This window comes from Ancylomarina salipaludis (assembly GCF_004122035.1).
Lineage (GTDB): Bacteria > Bacteroidota > Bacteroidia > Bacteroidales > Marinifilaceae > Ancylomarina > Ancylomarina salipaludis.
The window spans coordinates 33465-57898 of sequence record NZ_SAXA01000015.1 but is presented as its reverse complement, the minus strand read 5'-3'; the positions used below and the strand labels follow the sequence as shown (position 1 = coordinate 57898).

Sequence of the window (24434 nt, the reverse complement as noted above, 5' to 3'; positions counted from 1 at the left end):
ATATTACATATCTTTGGTATCCGAAAGGATAAAAAGAGAATTTACAATCCTGATTTCCTATTTAGACAAAATATAACATTAAAATACAAATCAAATGAAAAAAGACAATACAAAAGTGACATTTGCAGGTGGTGCAATTACATTGGTTGGAAACCCCGTAAAAAAAGGTGATAAAGCTGAAAATTTCACAGCACTAAATCAAGGTTTAGCTCCTGTATCTCTATCAGATTTCGATGGAAAAGTAAAGATTTTATCTATTTTCCCATCTGTTGACACGGGCGTTTGTTCAGCTCAGGCTCACCGATTCAACAAGGAAGCTTCTAGTTTAGGAGACGACGTTCAGATCATCACTTTATCCAACGACCTCCCTTTTGCTTTAGGCCGTTTTTGTGGTGCAGAAGGTATCGAAAATTTAATAACATTATCTGATCACAAGGAAATGGATTTCGGTTACAAGTATGGCTTCTCAATTGAGGAACTACGTTTATTGACTCGTGGAGTCGTTGTTATCGATAAAGAAAACACCATACAGTATGTTGAGTACGTTCCTGAAGTAACAGACGCTCCAAATTTTGACGCAGCTATTGAAGTGGCTAAAACACTTATTTAAGCTCAAAACATATAAAATAAAGAGGGCTAATTCTGATGAATTAGCCCTCTTTTATTTAAATACACTCAGATTGCTTTTATTTTGAAGCTACAAGTGCAGCCATAGCAATAGAATACAATTTCGTTTTTACGCTATCGCCACGTGAAGAAAGGATAGCCGGAACCTTCGCTCCCATAACCATTGCTCCGAGTTCAGCATTCGCTAATTTGGTATTTACTTTATAGAAAACATTACCGCTTTCGATATTTGGGAACACCATACAATCGGCATCACCGGCAACCATTGAATCCAATTTCTTAATCTCAGCAGATTCCTTATCAATTGCCACATCAATAGCCAATGGACCATCAACATAAGCACCTTTTATCTGACCACGATCAGCCATTTTAGAAATAATAGCTGCATCAACACAAGCCTCCATCTTTGGCAACACCTGCTCAGAAGCAGCAATCAAAGCAACCTTTGGCTTTTCAATTCCTAAAGATTGAGCAACTTTAATTACATAGTTTGTAATCGCAATTTTTTGATTCAAATCTGGCTGAGGGATTACAGCAACATCACTCACAACCAATAATTTATGATAATTCGGATTTTCCATCACAGTCACGTGACTCAAAACGGCCTTTGGAGGCATTAACCCATTTTCTTTATTAAGAATGGCTTTCATATACTTATCCGTACTTACAAGGCCCTTCATAATCATATCGCCTTCACCATTGTTGATCAACTCAACAGCTTTTTGAGCTGCCTTTAGTTCATTAGGCTCATGAACAATTGTAAAGCGTGACATATCAAAGTTATGCGCCTTACAAGTTTTTTCAATTTCAGCTTCGTCACCAACCAAAGTTGCATCAACAATACCTAATTCCACAGCATCGTTTACAGCCCCAATTGTATGAGAATCGTTAGCATAAGCAGCTACCAATCTTTTCTTTTCGTTGTTCTTAAGAACGTCAATGATTTGATCTAAACGTGTAATCATTTTGATTTATTTTGGTGTTTGTATTTGTTCTTCGTTGATGAATTTATAAAAGACAGCGTCCTTAAACTATCCATCTCTAGTGTAAGGCAAAAATATAAAATAAAGCCTGATTTGTATTTAAATTTGGGATAAATATTATCATCTATCATTAATATGAAGTTTTCCCTTATAAAATGAAAGTATAGAACTGAGTCAGTCTATTACCACTCTAAATCAAAAAAACATAAAAAAAGCAGCAACCTTAAGATTACTGCTTTCAAAACAATTTATAATTAAACTTATTTTTTATCATAAGCATACCAATAGGCAGTCCCTACAAATAAGCCCCCTCCTACAATATTACCCAAAGTCGCTGGAATTAAGTTTTTCACAATAAAATCCATCCAGGTAATATCTGCACCATGAAAAATGGCAACCGGAATAAAAAACATATTCGCAACGCAGTGTTCAAATCCCATTGCAACAAAAGCCATTACTGGAAACCAAATACCCAGAATCTTACCTGTGATATCTTTAGCTGCATAAGCCAACCACATTGCCAAAGCAACCATCCAATTACAAGCAATCCCTTTCAAAAAGGTTTTGTAAAAAGGATTTGACGTTTTTGCAATGGCAATTTTTATAGCCGAATCCATTGATGGAGAATGCATGATAACCTCAGTGAGATACACCAGAAAATAAGCGACTATAATTGACCCAATAAAGTTCCCTACATAAACAATAGCCCAATTTTTCAGAGGCACTTTCACAGACATGCGCTTTGATAAGACTGAAGGAATGAAATAAGCGGTATTCCCTGTAAAAAGCTCAGCTCCGGCTACTGCACACAGAATTAATCCCAATGGAAAAACAGCGCCAAAAAAGAACTTCTGCAAACCCGGATTGGTTTGAGCAAGCCCTGGCATGGCACCTCCAACGATTAAAGCCAAAAGGCTCCCCATAGCAATATAACCACCAGCTAAGATAGCCAAAACAAAAACTTTTTTAGAAGCTGTATCTCGTTTTGCTTCTGCTGTATGATTAACAACTTCAACAGTTTCTTTCGGAGAATTAAAACCAATATATTCTACAACCGAATTCGATTCTTTAGCTCCGACATATGCTTTACGCTCAACTGTTTCAACAGTTTCTTCAAATGTATTAAAAGACATCACTTGTTTGTTTAACAAAGAGTTGAACTCTGTTTTTAATTAATAATTATCTCTTTAAAGTACAGACTTAAGATCTCTTCTGCCCGAGTCAATTGTTCAGAAGAATTTTCAGGTACTCCATCAAGTTTATATTCCATACCTAAGTGCTCATATTTATGAACCCCTAATTTATGGTAAGGCTGGATTTCCAGTTTTTCGATATTTGAATAATCTTTGAAATATTGTCCCATTTCATGCAAATAATCTTCCTGATCTGAATACCCCGGAACCAACACGTAACGCAACCAGGTTGGTGTATTTGTATCTTTCAGATATTTGGCAAACTTCAGAGTTGTTTCATTTGTTTTACCCGTGATGGTCTTATGCCAATCCGGGTTGATATGTTTAATATCCAACAACACCAGATCTGTATTCTTCAACAAATTTTTCACATCATCATTAAATACATTTCCATTGGTATCGATACACGTATTGAAACCATCATCTTTTAGCTCCTGAAATAGAACAGAAAGATCTTTTGCTTGCCACAAAGGTTCTCCCCCTGAAATTGTGACCCCTCCCGTTTTACCGAAAAATGGTCTTTGATTGCGAGCCTTACGCATAATTTCTTCATTAGGAGTTGGTGTACCTCCCTTGAAAGTTATGGTATCGGGGTTCGCACAATATAAACATTTAAATGCGCAGCCCTGTAAAAAAACTACGAGTCGAATACCTGGTCCGTCATAAGTCCCAAGCGATTCGAAAGAATGAACATTTAGCATTTGTATGTTTGTTTTAAGTAAAAATGAATCTTTTTATAAAAAGATTCCGGAACTCCATAGGAGCCCCGGAATTATATCATTTCAAATGAAAATCATTACATTTTCTCGAAGAAAGAACGAGAAATAACTTCCAATTGCTGTTCGCGAGTCAATCTTACGAAATTAACTGCATAACCCGAAACACGAATAGTCAACTGTGGGTATTCTTCAGGATGCTCCATAGCGTCCATAAGAAGATCACGGTTCAATACATTTACGTTAAGGTGATGAGCACCTTTAACAAAATATGCATCCATCATAGTTACCAAGTTCTCTGTACGAGCTTCTTCAGTTGCACCCAACGATTTAGGAACAATTGAGAACGTATTTGAGATACCATCCAATGAATCTTCGTAGTTGATTTTTGCTACAGAGTTCAAAGAAGCAATCGCACCATTTGAATCACGTCCGTGCATTGGGTTAGCACCAGGAGCAAAAGGTACACCTGCAGCTCTACCATCAGGAGTCGCACCAGTCTTCAAACCATAAACCACATTAGAAGTAATGGTTAGAATAGACATTGTAGACTCAGCATTCTTATAAGTATGCAATTCTTTCAACATACTATTGAAGATGTTTGGAATCTCAACTGCAAAACAGTCTACTGCATCATCATCATTACCGTAGTATGGGAAATCACCTTCGATTTTAAAATCACAAGTTAAACCTTCTTCATTACGAACGGCAGTTACCTTAGCATTTTTAATTGCAGAAAGTGAATCAGCAACGATTGAAAGACCAGCAATACCATAAGCAAGGTTAATAGCAGGATTTGTATCAACTAGAGACATTTGTGCTTTCTCGTAGTAGTACTTATCGTGCATGTAGTGGATGATATTCATTGAATCGTTGTATACACGAGCCATTTCTCTCATCGCAATCTTATAGTTAGCCATTACTTCGTCGAAGTTCAACTCGTCGCTAGACAATGCTGGAATACCTTCGATAAGTACAGTACCTGTTTTCTCGCAACGTCCACCGTTAAGAGCCAAAAGAAGCGTTTTAGCCAGGTTACAACGTGCACCAAAGAACTGAATTTGCTTTCCAATTTCCTGATAAGATACACAACAAGCAATACCATAATCATCAGACTTACGAGTATCGCGCATCAATTGGTCATTCTCGTACTGGATAGATGACGTATCGATAGAAACCTTAGCACAGAATTTTTTGAATCCTTCAGGTAAACAATCAGACCAAAGCACAGTCATATTTGGCTCTGGAGAAGCACCTAAAGTATATAATGTATTAAGGAAACGGAAAGATGTCTTAGTTACCTTAGTTCTGCCATCCATAGTTCTACCACCGATTGACTCAGTTACCCAAGTTGGGTCACCAGCGAAAATCTCATCGTAAGCGTTCATACGAAGGTGACGAACCATACGCAATTTCATTACGAATTGATCAAGCATTTCCTGAGCCAACTCTTCAGTAATGGTACCATCCTGAAGATCTCTCTCGATGTAAATATCAAGGAAAGTTGAAACATTACCCAATGACATAGCAGCACCATCCTGCTCCTTAACAGCAGCAAGGTAACCCATGTATACCCATTGAATAGCTTCCTGTGCAGTCTCAGCCGGACGTCCTAATTCTAAATCGTATTTAGCACCCAACTCTTTGATTTGACCCAAAGCTTTAATTTGCTCTGCAACCTCTTCACGAAGACGAATCAAATCATCAGTCATAGTTCCGGTTAAACCAGCCAAATCCTCTTTTTTCGCTTCGATCAGGCGATCGATACCGTAAAGCGCTACACGACGGTAGTCACCAATAATACGACCACGTGCGTAATTGTCAGGAAGACCTGTCAAGAATCCTAATGAACGGAATTTACGAATCTCGTCAGTATAAGCATCAAAAACACCATCGTTATGAGTTTTTGCAAAGTTGCGGAAAATATCCTTAACGCGGTCTGATACCTCAAGACCTTGCTCAGTACAAGCTTTTTCAACAACAGCAATACCACCATAAGGCTTCATCGCTCTGCGAAGCAATTCGTCAGCCTGAAGACCTACGATTAGCTCCAACGACTTGTCGATATATCCTGCTCCATGAGAAGCAATAGTTGATACTGTTTCAGTATCTATTGAACGAACACCATTGTTTGCGCGCTCTTCTTTAACGGCATTCTTACAGATGTCCCATAATTTCTTTGTACGTTCTGTTGCTCCGGTTAAGAACGAAGCATCTCCCTCATAGGAAGTTAGGTTATTACTAACGAAATCTCTAACGTTAATTGCTTTTTGCCACTCTCCGGCCTTGAATTGCATTTTAGTCATGCTAACTAGTTTTTGTTCTTTTGGTTGTATAGAGCGGTTATCCACTAAAGATAATCCGGTAAAAATGCTAAGAAATATCGAACATCTCCTTCATTTTTACGGCCGCAAAGTAAAGACTTTAAATATTGCTATGCAAGCATTATTTAATTATTTTGCAATCTCTGGATTACAAAGCAGCAAACATCTAACAAACAGTGAGATAGCTGGGGAGTTAGTATTAATAGAGTACAATTTTGTTCTTAAAAGACCCATTTGTAAACTTTTAGACCGATACACGTTTCTTTAGGATTCTTCTTAAAACATAATAAAAGACAAACAAGTATTCTATTTCACAGAGGGTAATTATGAAAACAAAACACAAACTAAATGTCTAATAAGGAAATTCGTCTCTTGCTAGTAATAAAATAAGTTATTTATCTAAGGGAATGTATACTGAGAAAACTGTTCCCTTCCCCTTTTCCGATTGAATCTCAATCCTACCACCATTCAGCTCAACAAACTCTTTGGATAGCATCAAGCCAAATCCTGATCCGGTTTCATCAGAAGTCCCGTTCGTTGAACTAATGGCATCAATACGGAAAAGCTGATCAATTCTTTCAGAACTCATCCCTACACCATGATCCTTAATTCGAATCACAGCCATATCATCGAGCTCTTCTGTTTCGAGTACAATAACATCTTCAGGATAAGAGTATTTAATCGCATTCGACAGAAGATTTCTAACCACCGTATCGATCATACATTGATCTGCAAAAACGAATACATCCGAAAATTCCCCTTCAATATTCACCTTTTTAATTGCGGATAGTTTTTTATGAACATCAAGGTTTTTTTGCATCAATTCCCTGAGGTTAAAAGACTCAGGTGTCGCTATCATATTCCCTTTTTGAAGATTAGCCCAATCCAGAAGGTTTTCCAGCAGTTTAAAAGTATCATCCGAACTTTTATAAATCATCTCAATTATTTCATTCTTCTCTTCTGACTCCAATACCGAAGTATGATCCAACAACATTTGAGAAAAACCTCTTATAGCATTAAAAGGGTTACGCAGATCGTGAGCAATAATTGAAATAAACTTATCCTTCGCTAAATTGACTGTTTCCAACTCCTCATTAACCTTTTTTAAATCTTTGGTTTGTTCATCAATCAATCGTTGGAGATTCAACATTCTCTTATGTGCTCTATTTTTACTGGTCAAATAAGTCAGATATATTATAGCCAGCAAAAACAAAACAAAAATCACAACACTATACCACCTCAGATACCAAACTTCATTTACTTTAATGGTAAGATGTCTTTCATCACTCCAAAAGTAATTGCCCGAGTGTTTTGTCCGAATCTTGAATTGATAATCACCAACTTTTAAATCAGATATAATAATCTGGTTCTTTGTCTTTAATGGTAACCAATCTGGGACACCTCCAAACTCATCAATAATGCAATATTCAAATTGATTCTTTTTTTGTGGGTACGATAAACTGCTCACATTAAAAAAGATCGTTGTATTTTTAGATACGTTTAAAATACTATCTGTAAGTAAGATGTGTTTCCCATCCCAAATGCTATAAAGTAAAGGTTTGGGGATTTTTTTTGGTTTTTGTTTTATGTCAGAATAAGCTAAGCCATTACTTGTCCCAACCCATAAAACGCCTCCACCGTCAACCAATATATTGCCAATACGAACTGTTTTTGAAGGTAAACCATCTTTGGTTGTAAACAAAGTTAATTCATCACCTGACTTTCGAATTACCCCTCTACTTTCACTCAACCACAGGTGCCCCTCACTATCTTTAGTAACAGAGCTGATTTCCTTTCCCGTATAATCATCCAAATCAATTCGTTCAACGGCCCCATCAAAATACTTAATTAAACCAATAGAAGTTCCTATAAATATAGAATCTCCATCTATATAAATATCTCTGGTCCAGAATTCCTTCCCCTTCATAAAATCGGTATCAACACTGGCATTTGTAATGCTATCATTAAATTTATCGTAGAAATATAAATAAGAATCTTGATTTGCCCCACCAATAACCAAATCGTTTTTATTCAGATACTCCACATCACGAACAACACGATTGCCTCCAAATTGTTTTAAATAGGAACTCTGACTTCCATCTGATAAATCAAGCCGAAAAAGTTCATAATTACTAATCACCCATGCTTCACTTGACGAATTAATGGCAATATCAGTTACATCAGTATCCGAAACCTTAAAGGTATACGTCAATCTATTTTTCTTATAACAACGTATTTCTCCTACAGCATTCCCAACAAGAATCAAATCTTTCCAAATGCCTAATTTTGTCGAGTTGTTTGTATCAAATTCCAAAACAGTCTCAACACTATAATCCGGATATACCCGGCACACAGATTGGGGATTGAGAAAATAAATGCCTTTTTCATTTGTAACAAAATCCCTAACCCAATCTGTATTCTGATTAAGAAGCTGGGTAGAAAAGAATTCTGTCTCAAGATGTACAATGCCCGAATTGCTTGCCGCCCATACACAACCAAAATAATCCCGATACATATTATTGACAGAAAAGGAGGGAAACCCGCCAGCCGGATAAACGTTAAAATTAGGGCTCAAAGAAACCTCTAAAAGTCCCTGAAACCATGTCCCCACAAGAAACCGATCTCTTTTTAACGGTACCATACAGGAAGCTACAATATAAGGATCGAGTACTTTTTCCTCTAAAAGATCACCATTGGAAGCATACTTGAAATTCATTAAACCTTTCGATGTTCCCAAAATAAACTCATTGCTTTTATACAGAAAAAGGGTGTTAACCAAAAATTTCGCTTCATAATTCATCTCCCCAAAAACATTCAGATCTTCATTGAATTTATAAAACCAACCCCTCTGAGAAACCACCATTATTTGGCCTTGATCCAATTCCATAAACTGATATGATCGCAAATAAGAATCAGATTTATTCTTCTCATCCATTTTATACTTTGTCAGTTTTCCATTCGCATAAGAAAAGATATTAGAATGATCGGCAATCCAAATTCGATTTTTAGAATCCTGGTAAATATTCTTAGGATATTCGGGTACGCCCTCCCCTTTGTTACATTCGATAAATAACTCCAATCTTGCATTTTCAGTACCTGAAATCAATTTATAGATCGCATCATCAGAAACAACCAAAATTGACTGATCGTTTAATGAAAAAAAAGCTTTAAAATATGACGACTTCCCCTCGGCTATTGGCACTCTGTGAAATTCGTTATGTATTAAGGCATATAAACCGTTATCTGTAGCAAAATATGGAATCCCCTGTCTGTCAGCTATAACATCTTTCACTAACTCTTCGGGTAAACCATTTTCCTTATTATATTCATACATACTAAATACAGTACGCTGAGCAAATAAACTTTCTGCTGAAATAAAAAGAATGAGTAGACAAATAATTAATCTCCCTTGAATAACTGAATTCATTTTAACCATATATTAATGAGCGTATAACTAAAATAAGAATAAAACTTTCTATAAAAAAATATTTCAGTTAAATACAGAATGCTTACTCTCTTTTCCTGCCTGGATTCAACCTGCAAAATCCTCAATCAAAAAGCTCAGGACAAACACAACAAAAAGTAAAATATAAAATTGCCTTCTATCATGAGTATTAACTCGGGATAGAAGGCAAATCAAGTTAGTGAGAAGTACAGAACGGTGCGAATACGTCGCCTGACAAGTCAGTACTGGGCAGTCGCTACACTTTCCATGTGTATAGGTAACAATTTACGTTATTCATTTCTTTGCAATTAGATCGGTTCTTATGCACTGGCAACCACTAAAAAATTAGATTATTAAAAGTACTTAGTCGTTATATACATTCCAATTAGCTAACCTGCTCCTCAAAAACCTTTGATTCATTATGGGCTAAATCATATTCTTTTCCCATAATCAATTCCTCATTAGAAAAGTCGGCTGCTTCATGTATATTTTCTTCTAAACTTACACGTGTATGCCACATATTTAAATTTTTAAACCAATGTGCAGTTGAATAAACCATCTTTAAAACAAGGCTAAACAACAAACCTATCGTGTTAAAAAACAAAAGAGAGATAAGTTTCCCAAAAGACAAACTCTGTAATTCCAATTCTTGTAAATCTCTTTCTTCTGCATAAACCTCTGCATCATCTGCTTGCTTGATGTAAGCAAGAAATTCCTTATAATTTGCTTCGTGCATAACTTCGATATTTAAATCTTTCAAACGAAATAATTCGATAAAACCGACCTTTTTATATAAGTCTAAAACATATTGATCTTCTACATCAAATAATAAACTCAATCTATCAAACTGACAATGTTTTATACCTGATTGAGAACGCGTAAAATATTCGAATAAGCGATCTCCCTGTGGCGTATTAAGATGTGTTATTAAGCGAAATGTTCGAATTACGAACTTATCATCCACAACATCGCAAACAAAATATCCAACTAGAATCTGACAAACCTGAACGGGCAACAAAAGGTTTCCCTTATAATGTTCTATATCATTCCAAAGAACAAAATTCAAATTCAGAATTTTATTTACCTCAGTCTGATTAAAAATGTCCAATCGCTCTTTCAATCGATCCAACGCATGAGCCTGAATATATATTGGCAAGGCATCTTGAGTTCCCTTATAATGATCAGTTAATTTTTCCTTATGTATTTTCAACCACTGAATACCAGATGCGCAGGTTGGCATAGCCAACTTATAAACCGATCTTAAGGAACGATGTATCATCATTGATTCATGTCTAACCCAATAAACCGACACCATTGGGCTAAGCGTCATATTCAGTTGACCTAAATTATCTGTTCGTTTCATCTCAAAGGCATAGTACTTTTTTCGGACATCATTCAATCGGCTTAATAACAAAATCAAACAACCTGAATAATATTCAGGTACTTTTTTCAACAAGGAAATCCCTTCCAAACTTGGAATCGCAAAAGCCTGTTTTAATTTCCCTGCACGCCTTTTAGGTTTAATTTTATGATACAACACATGATAAAATGCAACTAATATATTATAATCCAACAAACCAATCGACTTTCCTTCATGCTTAATTCTAAACTCCTGAATAATCTGCTGATAGCGTTTCGTTATCATTTGCAGTTCTGAGTCACTTATGGCATTTTCGGGATGTTTTTGGGGAGAACAGACGTACCACAACAGATCAAAAATCATTTGCTTTTCGGCCTTCTTTAAAAGATGTACAGGCGGAAATTCATTGAGATGTACCTTCAAAACTTGAGATAAACGCTTCTCGAAATACACAAAAGCATCAAAAGACTCAGACTGTTGAGCCTCAAGCATCTCTTTTAGGAATAATTGCCTGCTTGCCATCCTAGTGTGTATTTAGGTACAGGTTTACTTGTTTTCAAAACTTAATTTCACTTAAGTCAATAGAAGTAAACAACTTGTAAATTATAATATAAATTCATAAAGAACAAATTTCAGAGGCCTTAAGTTCAAAAAAAGACTGTTTCATCCTAATTTATCATACGTCTGAATACAAATAACTGGCTTTTATCACAAGTCATATCAAATCAATCTTATGCCATTTTGACCTACATATTAGAGATAATAAAAGTTAATTGACACAAAGAGTCTGTTCGATATTTACATCATAAATTGATTTAAAGAAAGAAGAATAAATATAAACCCGGATAAAATCTTATTTTTGATGACGCCCTTTGCAGCAACAATCTAACACAAAAGGAAAATCATGAAATTCAAATTACTCTTAATTCTACTCTTACCTGTCAGTCTTTTGCAGGCACAACTGCTAAAACCTCTACCCGACCATCTGAACAAACGCATCCTAATTGCACACCCTACCGCAACCAATATCAACATTCTGGCGACTCTTTCGACAAAGGGTTTACTCGATTTGGATTCCATTCAATTGATTGGACTATATCATTGCAATGAAAAATACGATTACACCGAATCGCAAGCCATACTTGATACGTTAAGTGCATTTAATATGTATTTGGTGGAACTAAACGACAGTTTATATACAGATAGTCTGTATCAGAAGAATGAACTAACGGATGAATTTAAAGACTTGTTTAAGCATAGTGCAGGCATCTTCTTTTTTGGTGGGCCCGATATCCCGGCAAGACTTTATGAAGAAGCACAAAGCCCATTCACTCTGGTTGACGATCCTTATCGTCATTATTTCGAGCTCTCATTTATCTATCATCTGTTGGGAGGCTATCAGGATAAAAACAACGAAGCCTTACTCAAACAAAAGCCCCATTATTTGGTTCATGGTATCTGTTTAGGCATGCAAAGCCTGAATGTGGCCACAGGAGGCAGCCTCATTCAGGATATCCCCTCCGATATCTATCACGGTAGTGGAAGTAAGGGACTAAATAAGCTTGGCGAGAATGAAATTCACAGAAACTATTACAATCGTATGCCCGAAAATGAAAAACTGGAACTCTCCGGTTTTCACTTTCACCAAATCAAATTCAAGGGACCTTTTTTCTCAAAACTAACTGGAATACAGAAAAAAGAGTACCCATTGGTCAATTCCTACCACCATCAGGCCGTTAAAAAACTGGGGAAAGGCTTTAAAATATCGGCACGCTCTATGGACGGAAAAATTATTGAAGCCATCCACCATAAACGCTACCCTAATGTGTGGGGCATACAGTTTCATCCCGAACGAACTGACTTTTACAAGCCCAAAAACAAGGTGCGCTTTACTCCCCAGGGTGAAGCCAAAACATTTGCCGACTGGATTGACGAAGAAAGTATGAGCTTTCATAAAGCCTATTGGAAAGCGATTAATGAGAGGTTGCAGGAATTATAGATCAATAACCGTACTAAATAACAAAGCTCTCCGGATATCTGGAGAGCTTTATTGTTTTTATCGATAAACATCCTTTAAAATTACCTTTCAACAAAAAACTACTCGCATTTAATCGCGTCTATTGGGTTCAATTTAGCTGTACGATAGGATTGCATCAAAACGGTGATGCTTACAACCATAAGAGCAACTAGAAATGCGATAACAAAAAACCACCACTGTATGTCAACCCTAACAGAATAATTGCTTAACCACTCCGACATGGCATACACAGTTATGGGAACTGAAATAAGTGTAGCAATCATCACATAAATCATATTTAAGCGTAAAAAAGAATAAATAATCGTTGAATTCGAACAGCCCATAACCTTTTTAATACCAATCTCTTTTGTACGAGATTGTGCTATAAACAGGGTTAAACCGAATAGTCCAAATGAAGCAATCAGCATGGTAAATAAAGCTGAAATGGTGACCACTGTACTCATATTCTTTTCCTCTGAATACAAATCCTCAATTGTTTCTTCAATTGTTGAATAAGTGAAAGCCTGATCCTTACAGATCTGATTCCATGAATTCTTAATTTTAGGCAAAAGCGCATCAAGTGTACCGCCCTTATAGTGAACCGCAATTTGTTTGATATACTTATCGGTTATGGTGATCATTAGTGGTGGCGTCTGGGAATGAAATGAATGAAGGTTAAAATCTTTCGCTACACCGATAATATCGTAGGCTGAAGCCATCTGCTTACCAACAGGATCCTCAATTCCCAATTGTTTCACTGCTGTCTCATTCAGGATACATGCCTTTTTAGAATCGCTTCCAAATTCATGAGAAAAATATCTCCCCGACTGCAACTCAACCCCCATTGTTTTCAGGAAATCAAAGTCAACGGCCATCCCTTCCACCTTAACTTGTTTCTCCTTGTCCTGAAAATGAGGCATCATCATCACCATAGAAGAAGCCACGGGTAAACAACTCATCGATCCGGCTGCATGAATCACATTTGGGTTGGCTTTTATTTCATTTAGTAAAGGCTTATAGACTGTTTTATCCTTGACATCAATCAGTAGAACATTCGTATTATTAAAGCCTGGATTTTTCTTTATTGAGTACTGATACTGTGATCGTATCGTAAATGCCGAAGCCAAAAAGAAACAGAAAATAACCAACTGCAGAACAATAAGCGAGGCACGAAAAATATGCTTCTTTCTCCCTGTAAAGTTCTGCGATTTCAGAATACTCACCACCTTCAATCGTGATAAGCCAATTGAAGTGTAGAAACCTGATACGAACCCAATAAGTGCTGTTAATGTCAGATAAACCAACAAATAGGACGCAATATTGGATCTCACAATTGATAAATCTGTATCAAAGAGCTCTCTTGCAAAGGGTAATACAATAAACATGAGAAGAATAGCAATTGGCAAAACAATACTGCTAAGTAAAACCGATTCAGCAAGAAACTGATATTTGATTTGTTTATTATTAGCGCCATAGGTTTTACGTACGCCTATCTCCTTGGCTCTTTTAGACGACACGGCTGTAGAAAGTATAATGTAATTGAATGCTGCAACCAGAATGATTAATAAAGCGATACCTGAAAATAACTTGAGCGTACTGAGATTACCCACCATGCCTGCATTATTAATCTCGGCTGACTTAAGGTATACATCACTCAAACTCTGCAAAGAATAAGTCGATTTAGATTCAGCCCCCAGGTATTTAGTCTCTAAACGCCTAAACTGACTGCTTACGGCTTTTAAATCACTACCATCAACCAATCGAACCCATGTTCTCCAAAAACTATGTTCCCAACTACTATCAATATGATCAATTCCAAATGCTTTATTTAAAGGCGCAAAATTCCATTCAGGATTTACAAAACATTCAGCTTTAAATGTCGAATTCTCCGGAAGGTCTTCAAAAACGGCATTTACTGTTAAGACTTCTTCCTTTTTATTAATGGTAGCTCTGATTTGTTTACCAACGACATTAAGATCAGAAAATAGCTTCTCTGCCAAGCTTCTTGATAAACATATGGCGTGTTTATCTTCGAGTAAATCGCCAGTATTTGTACCCTCCAATAAAGGTAAAGTAAAAACATCAAATACATCTGAGCTGGTTGCTACGGCACGTCTAATTCTGAAACTATCGTCCTTATGAATAATATTAAATCCTCTGAGATTGCGCACGTTAATCGCTTTCTCCACTTGTGGAAATTCTTCCTTCAGAGTAGAAGCTAAAACATAAGGCGTTCCTGCCCATAAACTTTTATAGTCCTTTTTATAATCTATAACCCGATAAACTGAATCCCTATTCTTATGGCATGAATTATAAGAGAGTTCGTTAATGACAAATAGCAGTATAATAAAAGAGACAGCCAATGCGATAGACAGCCCCAGGATATTAATACTCGTGAAAACAATGTTTCGTTTTAGATTTTGAAGTGCTGTTTTTAAATAATTTCTAAACATACCAGTTTATTAGGTTAATTATGCTCTAATTATTACTAAATGATAATTGTACAAACATTTGCTTATAAATTGCACACCCCCTTTAAACAATTCTCTCACGCCTAATTCAACTTCACTACAATACATAATCATCTGCTTATCAATGAACAACAATATCTTTACATTAAAGAAAGATCAACTATCAATAGAAGAACTACAAATATAGTAGATTGTATTTGAAACACATCCTGTTTTACAAAATTATTATCATTGAATACATATAAATTGCCAATACTTGACATTTAAACCTCTTGCGACTGATTCATGGAAATTAAACCCACCATATCCAATAAGGACATTGAAAATTGATAGATATAACAAGCCCTAACAGATTTCAAACGTCTATCAGGGCTGTTATCATACCAAAGCTGTCAGTCTGCTTGCAGCTAACGGCGAGATTTCATCATAAATATATTGGCTGGGATGTGTTATCTCCTTATATGCTTAAATATTTTATGCTTAGTTCACTTGGAATATTTAGTCTCCTGCCATTTACGAGGATTATTATGAATGTACTGAGCAATCCGATCATATTCTCCCCAATTGCGAATAATATGATCGTGATAATTACTTTGCCAAAACTTATTCCTTCGATTATATTTGGGAATACCCGGGGCTTGCTCATCAATAAAATCATCCACTGCTGAAACCACTGCCGACTTAAAACCTGCCACAAACGACGATATCGACTTGGGCCTGCGATATGGCACAGATGCACGGCCCTGCATATCTGCATCACACACTGGCACACGGCCGCATACAGACGCACGGCCGTGCGTCTCTGTGTTCGCATCATCCGCAATATCATTCAAAATGATAATGGCATGAATATGATTGGGCATCACCACAAACGCACCCAACTGCAACTCCTGACGCATATCCGCCGATTTAATTAATTCAGCCTCTACTATTTTCCCAAAATCATTCAATACCATTCTGGCATTGACAACCCGCCCCAGAATACATTTCATATCCTGAATACAGATGGTGATAAAATACTCACCTGCACTGGCATAATTCCAACCTGGCTTTCGATGGGATTCTATTCGATATCGATTTTGATACTTTGCCATAACAAACATATATCTAATTATATGCCTATTAAATATACAAAATATTTTACTGACACATGGCCACATACAGACGCATGGCTGCATACAGACGCACGGCCGTGCGTCTCTGATATACAATTCACACATCATCCTCCCTTATACAGCCACGCGTATCCACGAAACACACGGCCATGCTTATCGATTCACATTAATCCATAAAACAAAAACAGCCCTGCCAATCTCGATAATTCAAGGCTGGCAGGGCTGTAAATAAATGCGATTGATTGATATCAGCTAATTGTATGCCTGTATTCATGCACGAGCTTTTCTCCCTCAGCAAAGTGCGTATCCAAAAGAAAATACAAATCAGACATGTGATTGTTTCTGCGACGAACCAACTTTATGAGCCATAAACTGAATAGTGACACGGCCATAAGGATACCCAGGGTAATACTGAGGAAACTCAATTTCCCTTCTTCATAAAGGGGTACATCAGTCAGATTAAAAACATTGGCAATGCTCTGCCCAATATTCATAAATAGGGAAAACAAAAGCAGAATGCCCGAAACAATGGCAACCAAACCAAAAAACATTCTCAAAAAGAATAGCAGCAAGCGCATGCGGTAAACCGATGGGCTCCCCTTATACAATTCATAGTACCTGTCTTTTGATACTTTTAACCAGTTTTCTATATCGCTGTAATTCATTCTGTAATAGTTTTTGTAATCATTAAACCTTATGATTCAATTCCTCCTTCGCCTTATTTCTGTACAAAAAGATCAATTTTCTATCTTCAATAAATCATTAATACAACAAAAATAACACAATATATCTCTTTAAATTATTATATTTTTCATTAAATCTATTTACTAAAATAATTCCATTATAATCAACAAGACAAACAGCTAGTCCAACTCAAACAAGAGTCGAACATCTACTTATTAAAATAGTAAATAGACGATCATACACCCTAAAAAAAATCACAATATAACGATTATACACAGCACAATACCAAACAAAGAGTAACGAACAATGAAAAATAAATTAACATTTTTTCATATCATTAAGTTTGCTTAAACCGAATAATAAACTAGTTTTGATGCTCAAATACGTTTTTGTGAAAAAGATAAATAATAACATATTAAGCCTTATTCTGGTCGTGCCCATGCTGGTCATGCTGGCTCATGATATTATTCCTCACCATCATCACAATACCCACACATCCGCAAATTTTGTAAATCTGGCTCATAATCATATTGAAGCCACATCGGTAAATTGTCATGGACATGGAACCACACAGCAACTGGCTCATTCGCATCAGGAAAATGAGAGTTCTTGCTGTAGTTTTGTTAATTTGCGTTTCTTCAAAGACTTTAAATTTCAGGTTATCCTGACACATATCATTCTGGATATGCTAAAATTGCGTGAAGATTCACCAATTAAGCACTACGTATCCAATTTTTCTCTGATTCCTGAACCTTACAGGGAATCATCCGGTCTGCGCGGACCTCCGCAGGTCTAAATCCCTTTACAAAATCATCTTTTATACGGGTGCCATACGCTTATTGCTTCCCCGACTTCAGTGCCGGCTTTTGAGCTGAATCTGTCAAACGTTGATTTTGTATCACTCAAAACAAAAACCCCCGTTGTATAAGCATACAACATGTATTGATAATTATTTACACTTTAATCAGAGAGGTTATTGTGTTGTTTTTTACGGAGTATCCTGATAAAAACAGCATGATTCCTCACAACACGAATCTGACACTTAAGCCTCATATCTAAAGCGTTCTCCTTCCAGAGAATAAAAAAGATATGGACAGCTGAGCTTGTGAGCATTCAAAAATCTAAACACATGAGAAAATTATTATTTGTCTTAGCCATTAGTGGTTTGGTATTCACCTCTTGCAACAGCACGGGTGCAAAGAGCAAGAAAGAGGAAGCACATACGCATGAATCGGGTTGCACGCATAGTCATGGTACAGAAGCGCATGAGCACCATCAGGAAGAGTTCAAAGTGGATTCAACCGCTACAGGCTGCACAAAGGGTACTACAACATGCACTGCAGATGAAAAGAAATCGTGCTGCGGTTCCGAAAAAGAAGACAATGCACACGAGGGACACGACCACGATCACGAAGGTCATGACCATCAGCATTAGAAGAGTGTATAGGGAGGCTTTGGCCTCCCCTATACTCCTCTTTTAGGGTAATAATTATCAATTAAAAAACTTATAAAAATGCATACCCCGACTTATTGCAAACGCCAATAAGTTTATACAATACACCGTTTTAACACACACACAATGAATAAAATATATTTAATCGCTCTGGGGCTATCCCTGTCCATTATCAGCTGTAAGCCATCGGCTTCTTCAGGTCACGAAGGTCATGAGCATGGCGGACACGATCATGGTGAGGTCGCAGCTGAAACACATGACGAACATGAAAGCCAAACGCTCACCCTTTATAGTCAGGAGACTGAACTGTTTGCGGAATTTCATCCCCTGGTTGCAGGACAAATTTCTGAATTCCTGGCACACTTAACGCGTTTGGACAGCTACAAACCCTACAAAAAAGGGAAAGTTGCGGTAACCCTAATTGACAAAAATGGCAATGCCATACGCAATACGGTTGATACACCGGCTTCTCCGGGCATTTTCACTCCCAGTCTGCAACCCAAAGCTGCTGGTTTATACACCCTGCTTTTCGAAGTGGATTCAAAATTTGGTAAGGAACGTTTCGTTGCGAAGAATATCGAAGTTTACGCCAACGAAGAGCAAGCCGAAGAGGCTCTGGAAGCTCAACACAAAGAAAATCAGACCAAATTCCTAAAAGAGCAAGCCTGGAAAATTGACTTTGGAACAGAAGAAGTGGCCTATGGCTTTTTTAATAAAGTGATTAAGACAACCGGCGAACTGATTGCATCGAGCAACAGCGAGATTCGTATCTCTGCCCAATCTTCGGGTATTATTCAGATGCCATCATCGGATATCGTTAACGGAAAGACCGTAAAGAAAGGCGAAGCCATCTTCTTTATTTCAGGTCGTGGACTTTCGGATAATTCCCTAACCAGCCGTTTTATCAATGCCCGTTCGGACTATGAGAAAACATCAGCTGACTTTAAAAGAGCTGAAGCCTTACGCGCTGATCAAATCATCTCTGAAAAGGAATTTAACGAAGCGAAATCGAACTTCGAAAAAGCTGAAGTGAACTACCAATTGATTTCTAAAGATTACAGTGCAAAGGGAATTAAGGTCAGCTCACCAGCAACAGGCTATATCTGTAAAGTCTTTGTAAAAGAAGGTGAGTACGTTGAGAAAGGCCAGGTTATCGGTATTGTGGACAGAGATTCAAAACTGATTCTTAAGGCCGACTTATATCAGAAACATTTAACACAGTTATCGAAAATTCATTCGGCAAACTTTAAGTTGCCTTACCGCAATGAGATCTATAACACAACGGCACTGGGAGGGAAACTTATTGCCTATGGGCGTGACATTCACGAAGAAGACTACACCACCCCGGTTTATTTCGAAATCAATAAGACTCCGGAGCTTTTTATGGGCTCTTATGTTGATGTTTACCTGCAGTCGGAAAGTACCCGCAAGCTTTTAAGCATTAGCAAATCAGCCGTTCTCGAAGATCAGTCGGTCTTTTATGTATTTGTACAAACCGAAGGCGAAAGCTATGAGAAACGTTTTGTAAGCATAGGGGCTGACAATGGTAAGGAAATTGAAATCACAAGCGGATTAAAAGCCGGCGAACGTGTGGTCAGCAAAGGCGTTTACTTTGTAAAACTGGCTTCATTGGCCGGGGCACTACCTGCTCACTCGCACAACCATTAGAATGGGTGATTTCGGGTTTAGAAATAAATAACATTTCAAAAGACTTTAGATATGAATCATGCATCTAAAATCTTCAACCATTAAATTAAAAGACTGTGTTAAATAAAATCATACAATACGCACTACACAACCGTATATTGGTGATGTTTGCGGCTTTTCTCCTGATTTTAGGAGGAGGCTACACCACTGCCAATATGGATGTGGATGTGTTTCCGGATCTGACTGCCCCCACGGTGGTTGTGATGACCGAAGCACATGGCATGGCACCCGAAGAGGTGGAAAAACTGGTGACATTCCAAATAGAAACAGCCGTTAATGGCGCAACCAATATCCGACGACTACGCTCCTCTTCCTCGGCAGGATTCTCCATTGTTTGGGTGGAATTCGAATGGGGAACTGAAATCTATCGTGCCCGTCAGATTGTAAGCGAGAAGCTGATGGCAATTTCGGATCAACTACCCAAAGGTGCGGGCAAACCAACTCTGGCCCCGCAATCGTCCATTATGGGTGAGGTGATGATGATTAGTCTGCAATCAGACAAAACGTCGGCAATGGATTTAAGAACTCTGGCTGACTGGAGTGTTCGACCACAACTACTGGCTCTTAACGGAGTGGCTCAAGTGGTGGTGACCGGTGGCGACTACAAACAGTATCAGATTCTGGCCAATCCTCAAAAAATGCGATACTATCAGGTCAGCCTGGATGAGCTGATGAAGGCGGCTAATGCCACTAACGAAAATTCGGCTGGTGGTTTCATCAACGAATTCGGCAATCAATACAACATACGTGGTATTGCCCGAACTTCTGATATTGATCAGTTGGGAAATTCAGTTGTTAAGGTGTATCAAAAATCACCTGTTCGTATTAGCGATATCGCCCGAATTGTTATGGCTCCGGCACCTAAAATTGGTTTGGGTAGCGTGAATGCTGAACCAGCCGTTTTGATGACTGTGAAAAAGCAACCAGGGGTTAATACCCTTAAGTTAACTGAAAAACTGGACGAGGCTGTTGCCAGTATTCAAAAGTCTTTGCCAGCTGATGTTAAAGTGAATACTCATATTTTCCGTCAGGCAGATTTCATCAACAATTCCATTGGTAATGTAAAGGGTGCCCTTTACGAAGGTTCGGTTTTTGTTATTATCATCTTGCTGGTATTCCTGATGAATTACCGCACCACGGTAATTTCGCTTTTGGCAATTCCACTCTCCCTGCTTTTCACCATCATTACCCTTAAGTTTTTGGGTATTACTATTAATACCATGACCCTGGGTGGTATGGCTATTGCCATTGGTGATCTGGTAGACGATGCGATTATCGATGTGGAGAATGTTTACAAACGGCTTCGCCAGAATTATCTTTTGCCCAAGGATAAACGAGAGACATCCCTTGCTGTTGTCTACAAGGCTTCATGTGAGATTCGTTCATCCATTATCAATGCCACCTTTATTATTATTGCAGCCTTTGTCCCTCTTTTCTTCCTAACAGGAATGGAAGGCCGAATGCTACAACCTTTGGGAATTGCCTTTATCGTATCGCTTTTTGCCTCTCTCATTACAGCACTAACAGTCACCCCCGTGATGTGTAGCTTTATGCTGACCGGAGACAAAATGTTGAATCGCAGGAATAAGGAAAGCTGGTTGGTTAGAAACCTGAATCAGCTCTACGAGAGATCATTGAACAAAGCTTTAGAATACAAATACCTGATCCTTAGTTCTGCCAGTATTCTCTTTATTGCCTCACTTTTTATTTTGAGTGGCCTGGGACGTAATTTCCTGCCTGATTTTAACGAGGGCTCCTTAACCATTACGGCAATTACAAAGCCCGGTATCTCTCTTGAAGAGTCGAATAAGATTAAGGTGATTGCAGAAAAGGCGCTATTAACCATTCCAGAGGTTCGTCTCACTGCCCGACGTACCGGACGTTCTGAACTGGACGAGCATTCATTTGGAGGAAACACCTCGGAGATTGAGGTGCCTTTTACATTGACTGAACGCACCAAAGCTGAATTCTTGGCTGAAGTTAGAAGCAAACTAAGTAAGATTTCCGGTGTTAACTTTGCTATAGGCCAGCCTTTGAGTCATCGTATCGACCATATTCTTTCGGGAACCAAAGCCAATATTGCCATTAAAATATTTGGCTCTGATCTGTCTAAGATGTTTCAGATGGCCAACCAGATTAAGGGCTCCATTTCGCCTATCGAGGGGGTTGTGGATGTGAATGTGGAACAACAGGTTGAAATCCCTCAAATCCAAATTCGCCCTAAGCGTGATATGCTGGCCAAATATGGCATCTCAATAGCGAGTTTCACCAGTTTTATCGATATCGCATTTGCGGGTGAAAAGGTATCTGATGTATTCGAAGGCATCAAGGCTTTCGATCTGGTTGTGAAATACGATGAAGAAAACCGAGGCAGTATTGAAGCCATCCGCAATGCCCTGATTGACACCTGGGACGGTAAGAAGATTCCTTTTAGCTACGTAGCCGATATTCAATCCCTGTCGGGACCCAATACCGTAAGTCGTGAGAATGTGCAGCGTAAGTTGGTTGTATCGGCCAATGTTGCAGAACGAGACCTGCGTTCAGTGGTTAACGATATCAAACTTGCAATTGACAAGGACATTCAGCTTCCTGAGGCGTATCGTATTGAATTTGGGGGACAGTTTGAGAGTGAAGCAAAGGCCTCAAAAACCCTGGCTTTGACCTCTCTTATTTCCTTTTTGATCATTTTCTTGCTTCTGTTTCAAGAATTCCGCTCAGCCCAATTGGCGAGTATCATTCTATTGAATCTGCCTTTGGCACTGATTGGTGGTGTTTTCACCATCTATTTCACCTCTGGCATGTTGAGTATTCCAGCCATTATCGGTTTCATTACCCTCTTTGGTATTGCCACCCGTAATGGAATTCTGCTCATTTCAAATTATCAGACCATGCTGGATAAGGGAATGGAGCTCAAAGAAATTATTGTTCAGGGATCTATTCACCGTTTGAGTCCGATTTTGATGACCGCTCTGACAGCTGCCCTAGCCTTGATTCCAATGGCTTTGGGAGGTGATCAACCCGGAAACGAAATTCAAAGCCCAATGGCAGTTGTTATTTTGGGTGGTCTGTTGACCTCTACCCTTCTGAACATCTACCTTATTCCTATTGTTTACCTGTTATTAAACTCTAAAAAGAAATCAATATGAGAGCATTAATAATCGGTCTGTTGGCACTGATATTGAGTCTGAATGTTCAGGCTCAATCAGACCTAAAAGAGGTGCTGCAGGCTATTGAGATCAATAATCTGAGTTTAAAAGCTCAAAACCAATATATCGAATCACAACGAATTGGCTACAAAACAGAACTGAACTTAGCCAATCCTGAGATTGCCTACGAAAAGAACTTCTCTGACCGTGAAGGAAATCCGTATGAGATTCTGATTAGTCAGGCTTTTGATTTCCCAAGTGTATATCTGCATAAAAACAGACTAAAGAAAGCCAGGACTGCTAATTTGGATAACCTTCTACAGCAAAGCCGTCAGCAGATTCTACTGGCTGCTCAAAAGGCCTGTTTAAATCTGATTTACCAGAACAAACTGAAGGCACAATTGAGCATTCGTTATGAGAATGCTCAAAAATTGGTTGAATTCTTTCAGAAGAAACTTGAGAAAGGCGATGCCAACATTTTGGAGATGAATAAGGTGAAGATTGTTCTGCTGAACATCAAAAATCAGGTTCAGCTTTGTGAGACTCAAATCAGCAATCTGAATGAGGAACTCAAACAGCTTAACGGTGGACGAGCAATAAGTTTTAACACCACTTTGTACCCTGAACTTGTGCTTGAAAAGGACTATTCAAAGCTTGAACTGGACGTTTTGAATGGTAGCCCTAATTTGAATCAAATGCGAGCCAATATGGATATTGCTTCAAAGCAAACCGCCCTGGCGAAGAATCAGGTTTTACCCAAATTCAATTTAGGTTACCGATATCTCAATTCGGATATCAACAAAGCATTCAATGGCATTAATATTGGCATTAGCATTCCACTTTGGGAAAGCCGAAATAAGGTAAAGTTTGCCAAACTGAATCAGTTGAGTCAGGAAAGTGAGTTTCTATCCCAAGAAAAAATGCTTTTGTCTGATGTGCACAAAAACTATAGAAAGATTCAAAGCCTTAAAGCTTCGTTATCTGAATACCGAATGATTCTGGAAGGCAATCATATGGATGAACTCCTAAAGAAAGCACTCGACTACGGGCAGATTTCAAGTATCGAATACTTTATGGAAAGCCTGTACTTTTATGACAGTTTCGACACTTATTTGCAGGTTGAAAAAGAGTACCAGTTAGCTCTGGCTGATCTGTTGAAATACCAGCTGTAAGTCAACCGACTAAATACGAAA

Annotated in this window: 16 protein-coding genes; 7 read left to right on the top strand and 9 right to left on the bottom strand. The window is 38.0% G+C overall.

What is annotated here, in order from left to right; genetic code table 11:
* The first annotated feature begins 94 nt into the window (after positions 1 to 94).
* Positions 95 to 610 (top strand): thiol peroxidase, encoded by a 516-nt coding sequence (gene tpx, locus EO244_RS14210; protein ID WP_129255354.1) that lies wholly within the window; start codon positions 95 to 97, stop codon positions 608 to 610.
* A gap of 76 nt (positions 611 to 686) precedes the next feature.
* Here tpx and EO244_RS14205 read toward each other — a convergent pair whose 3' ends face one another.
* From EO244_RS14205 to EO244_RS14180, 6 genes are all read right to left on the bottom strand, one after another.
* Positions 687 to 1592, bottom strand: a complete 906-nt coding sequence (locus tag EO244_RS14205) for a bifunctional enoyl-CoA hydratase/phosphate acetyltransferase (protein ID WP_129255353.1) — start codon at positions 1590 to 1592, stop codon at positions 687 to 689.
* 278 nt (positions 1593 to 1870) lie between these two features.
* Positions 1871 to 2743, bottom strand: a complete 873-nt coding sequence (locus EO244_RS14200) for a formate/nitrite transporter family protein (protein WP_206734575.1) — start codon at positions 2741 to 2743, stop codon at positions 1871 to 1873.
* 35 nt (positions 2744 to 2778) lie between these two features.
* Positions 2779 to 3504 (bottom strand): pyruvate formate-lyase-activating protein, encoded by a 726-nt coding sequence (gene pflA, locus EO244_RS14195; protein ID WP_129255352.1) that lies wholly within the window; start codon positions 3502 to 3504, stop codon positions 2779 to 2781.
* A 95-nt stretch (positions 3505 to 3599) separates the two neighbouring features.
* On the bottom strand, positions 3600 to 5825 hold the full coding sequence (gene pflB, locus EO244_RS14190) for a formate C-acetyltransferase (RefSeq protein ID WP_129255351.1): 2226 nt from the start codon (positions 5823 to 5825) through the stop codon (positions 3600 to 3602).
* 409 nt (positions 5826 to 6234) lie between these two features.
* A complete protein-coding gene (locus tag EO244_RS14185; protein WP_164977505.1) occupies positions 6235 to 9270 on the bottom strand; it encodes a sensor histidine kinase in 3036 nt (1011 codons plus the stop codon).
* 403 nt (positions 9271 to 9673) lie between these two features.
* On the bottom strand, positions 9674 to 11170 hold the full coding sequence (locus EO244_RS14180; RefSeq protein ID WP_129255349.1) for a hypothetical protein: 1497 nt from the start codon (positions 11168 to 11170) through the stop codon (positions 9674 to 9676).
* 382 nt (positions 11171 to 11552) lie between these two features.
* Here EO244_RS14180 and EO244_RS14175 point away from each other — a divergent pair, with 382 nt between their 5' ends.
* Positions 11553 to 12647, top strand: coding sequence for a gamma-glutamyl-gamma-aminobutyrate hydrolase family protein (locus tag EO244_RS14175; RefSeq protein WP_129255348.1), 1095 nt, complete (start codon positions 11553 to 11555; stop codon positions 12645 to 12647).
* A gap of 98 nt (positions 12648 to 12745) precedes the next feature.
* Here the strand turns inward: EO244_RS14175 and EO244_RS14170 are convergent, their stop codons facing one another.
* The 3 genes from EO244_RS14170 to EO244_RS14160 all read right to left on the bottom strand — a co-directional run bounded on the left by EO244_RS14170 (position 12746) and on the right by EO244_RS14160 (position 16916).
* Entirely contained in the window at positions 12746 to 15118 is a 2373-nt protein-coding gene (locus EO244_RS14170; protein ID WP_129255347.1) for an ABC transporter permease, read from the bottom strand.
* Between the two features lie 503 nt (positions 15119 to 15621).
* Entirely contained in the window at positions 15622 to 16230 is a 609-nt protein-coding gene (locus EO244_RS14165) for a transposase (protein ID WP_129255346.1), read from the bottom strand.
* A 269-nt stretch (positions 16231 to 16499) separates the two neighbouring features.
* Positions 16500 to 16916, bottom strand: coding sequence for a hypothetical protein (locus EO244_RS14160; protein WP_129255345.1), 417 nt, complete (start codon positions 16914 to 16916; stop codon positions 16500 to 16502).
* 410 nt (positions 16917 to 17326) lie between these two features.
* Here EO244_RS14160 and EO244_RS14155 point away from each other — a divergent pair, with 410 nt between their 5' ends.
* The 5 genes from EO244_RS14155 (at position 17327) to EO244_RS14135 (ending at position 24413) form a co-directional block, all read left to right on the top strand.
* The gene (locus EO244_RS14155) at positions 17327 to 17731 is read left to right on the top strand and encodes a hypothetical protein (RefSeq protein WP_129255344.1); all 405 of its coding nucleotides are present in this window, start codon (positions 17327 to 17329) and stop codon (positions 17729 to 17731) included.
* Positions 17732 to 18064: 333 nt separating this feature from the next.
* Positions 18065 to 18370 carry a hypothetical protein gene (locus EO244_RS14150; protein WP_129255343.1) on the top strand — a complete coding sequence of 102 codons (306 nt, stop codon included), beginning with the start codon at positions 18065 to 18067 and terminating at the stop codon, positions 18368 to 18370.
* A 144-nt stretch (positions 18371 to 18514) separates the two neighbouring features.
* A complete protein-coding gene (locus EO244_RS14145; protein WP_129255342.1) occupies positions 18515 to 20056 on the top strand; it encodes an efflux RND transporter periplasmic adaptor subunit in 1542 nt (513 codons plus the stop codon).
* A gap of 95 nt (positions 20057 to 20151) precedes the next feature.
* Entirely contained in the window at positions 20152 to 23241 is a 3090-nt protein-coding gene (locus EO244_RS14140; RefSeq protein ID WP_129255341.1) for an efflux RND transporter permease subunit, read from the top strand.
* A complete protein-coding gene (locus tag EO244_RS14135; RefSeq protein WP_129255340.1) occupies positions 23238 to 24413 on the top strand; it encodes a TolC family protein in 1176 nt (391 codons plus the stop codon). Before EO244_RS14140 ends, EO244_RS14135 begins: the two co-directional genes overlap by 4 nt.
* Positions 24414 to 24434: the final 21 nt, after the last annotated feature.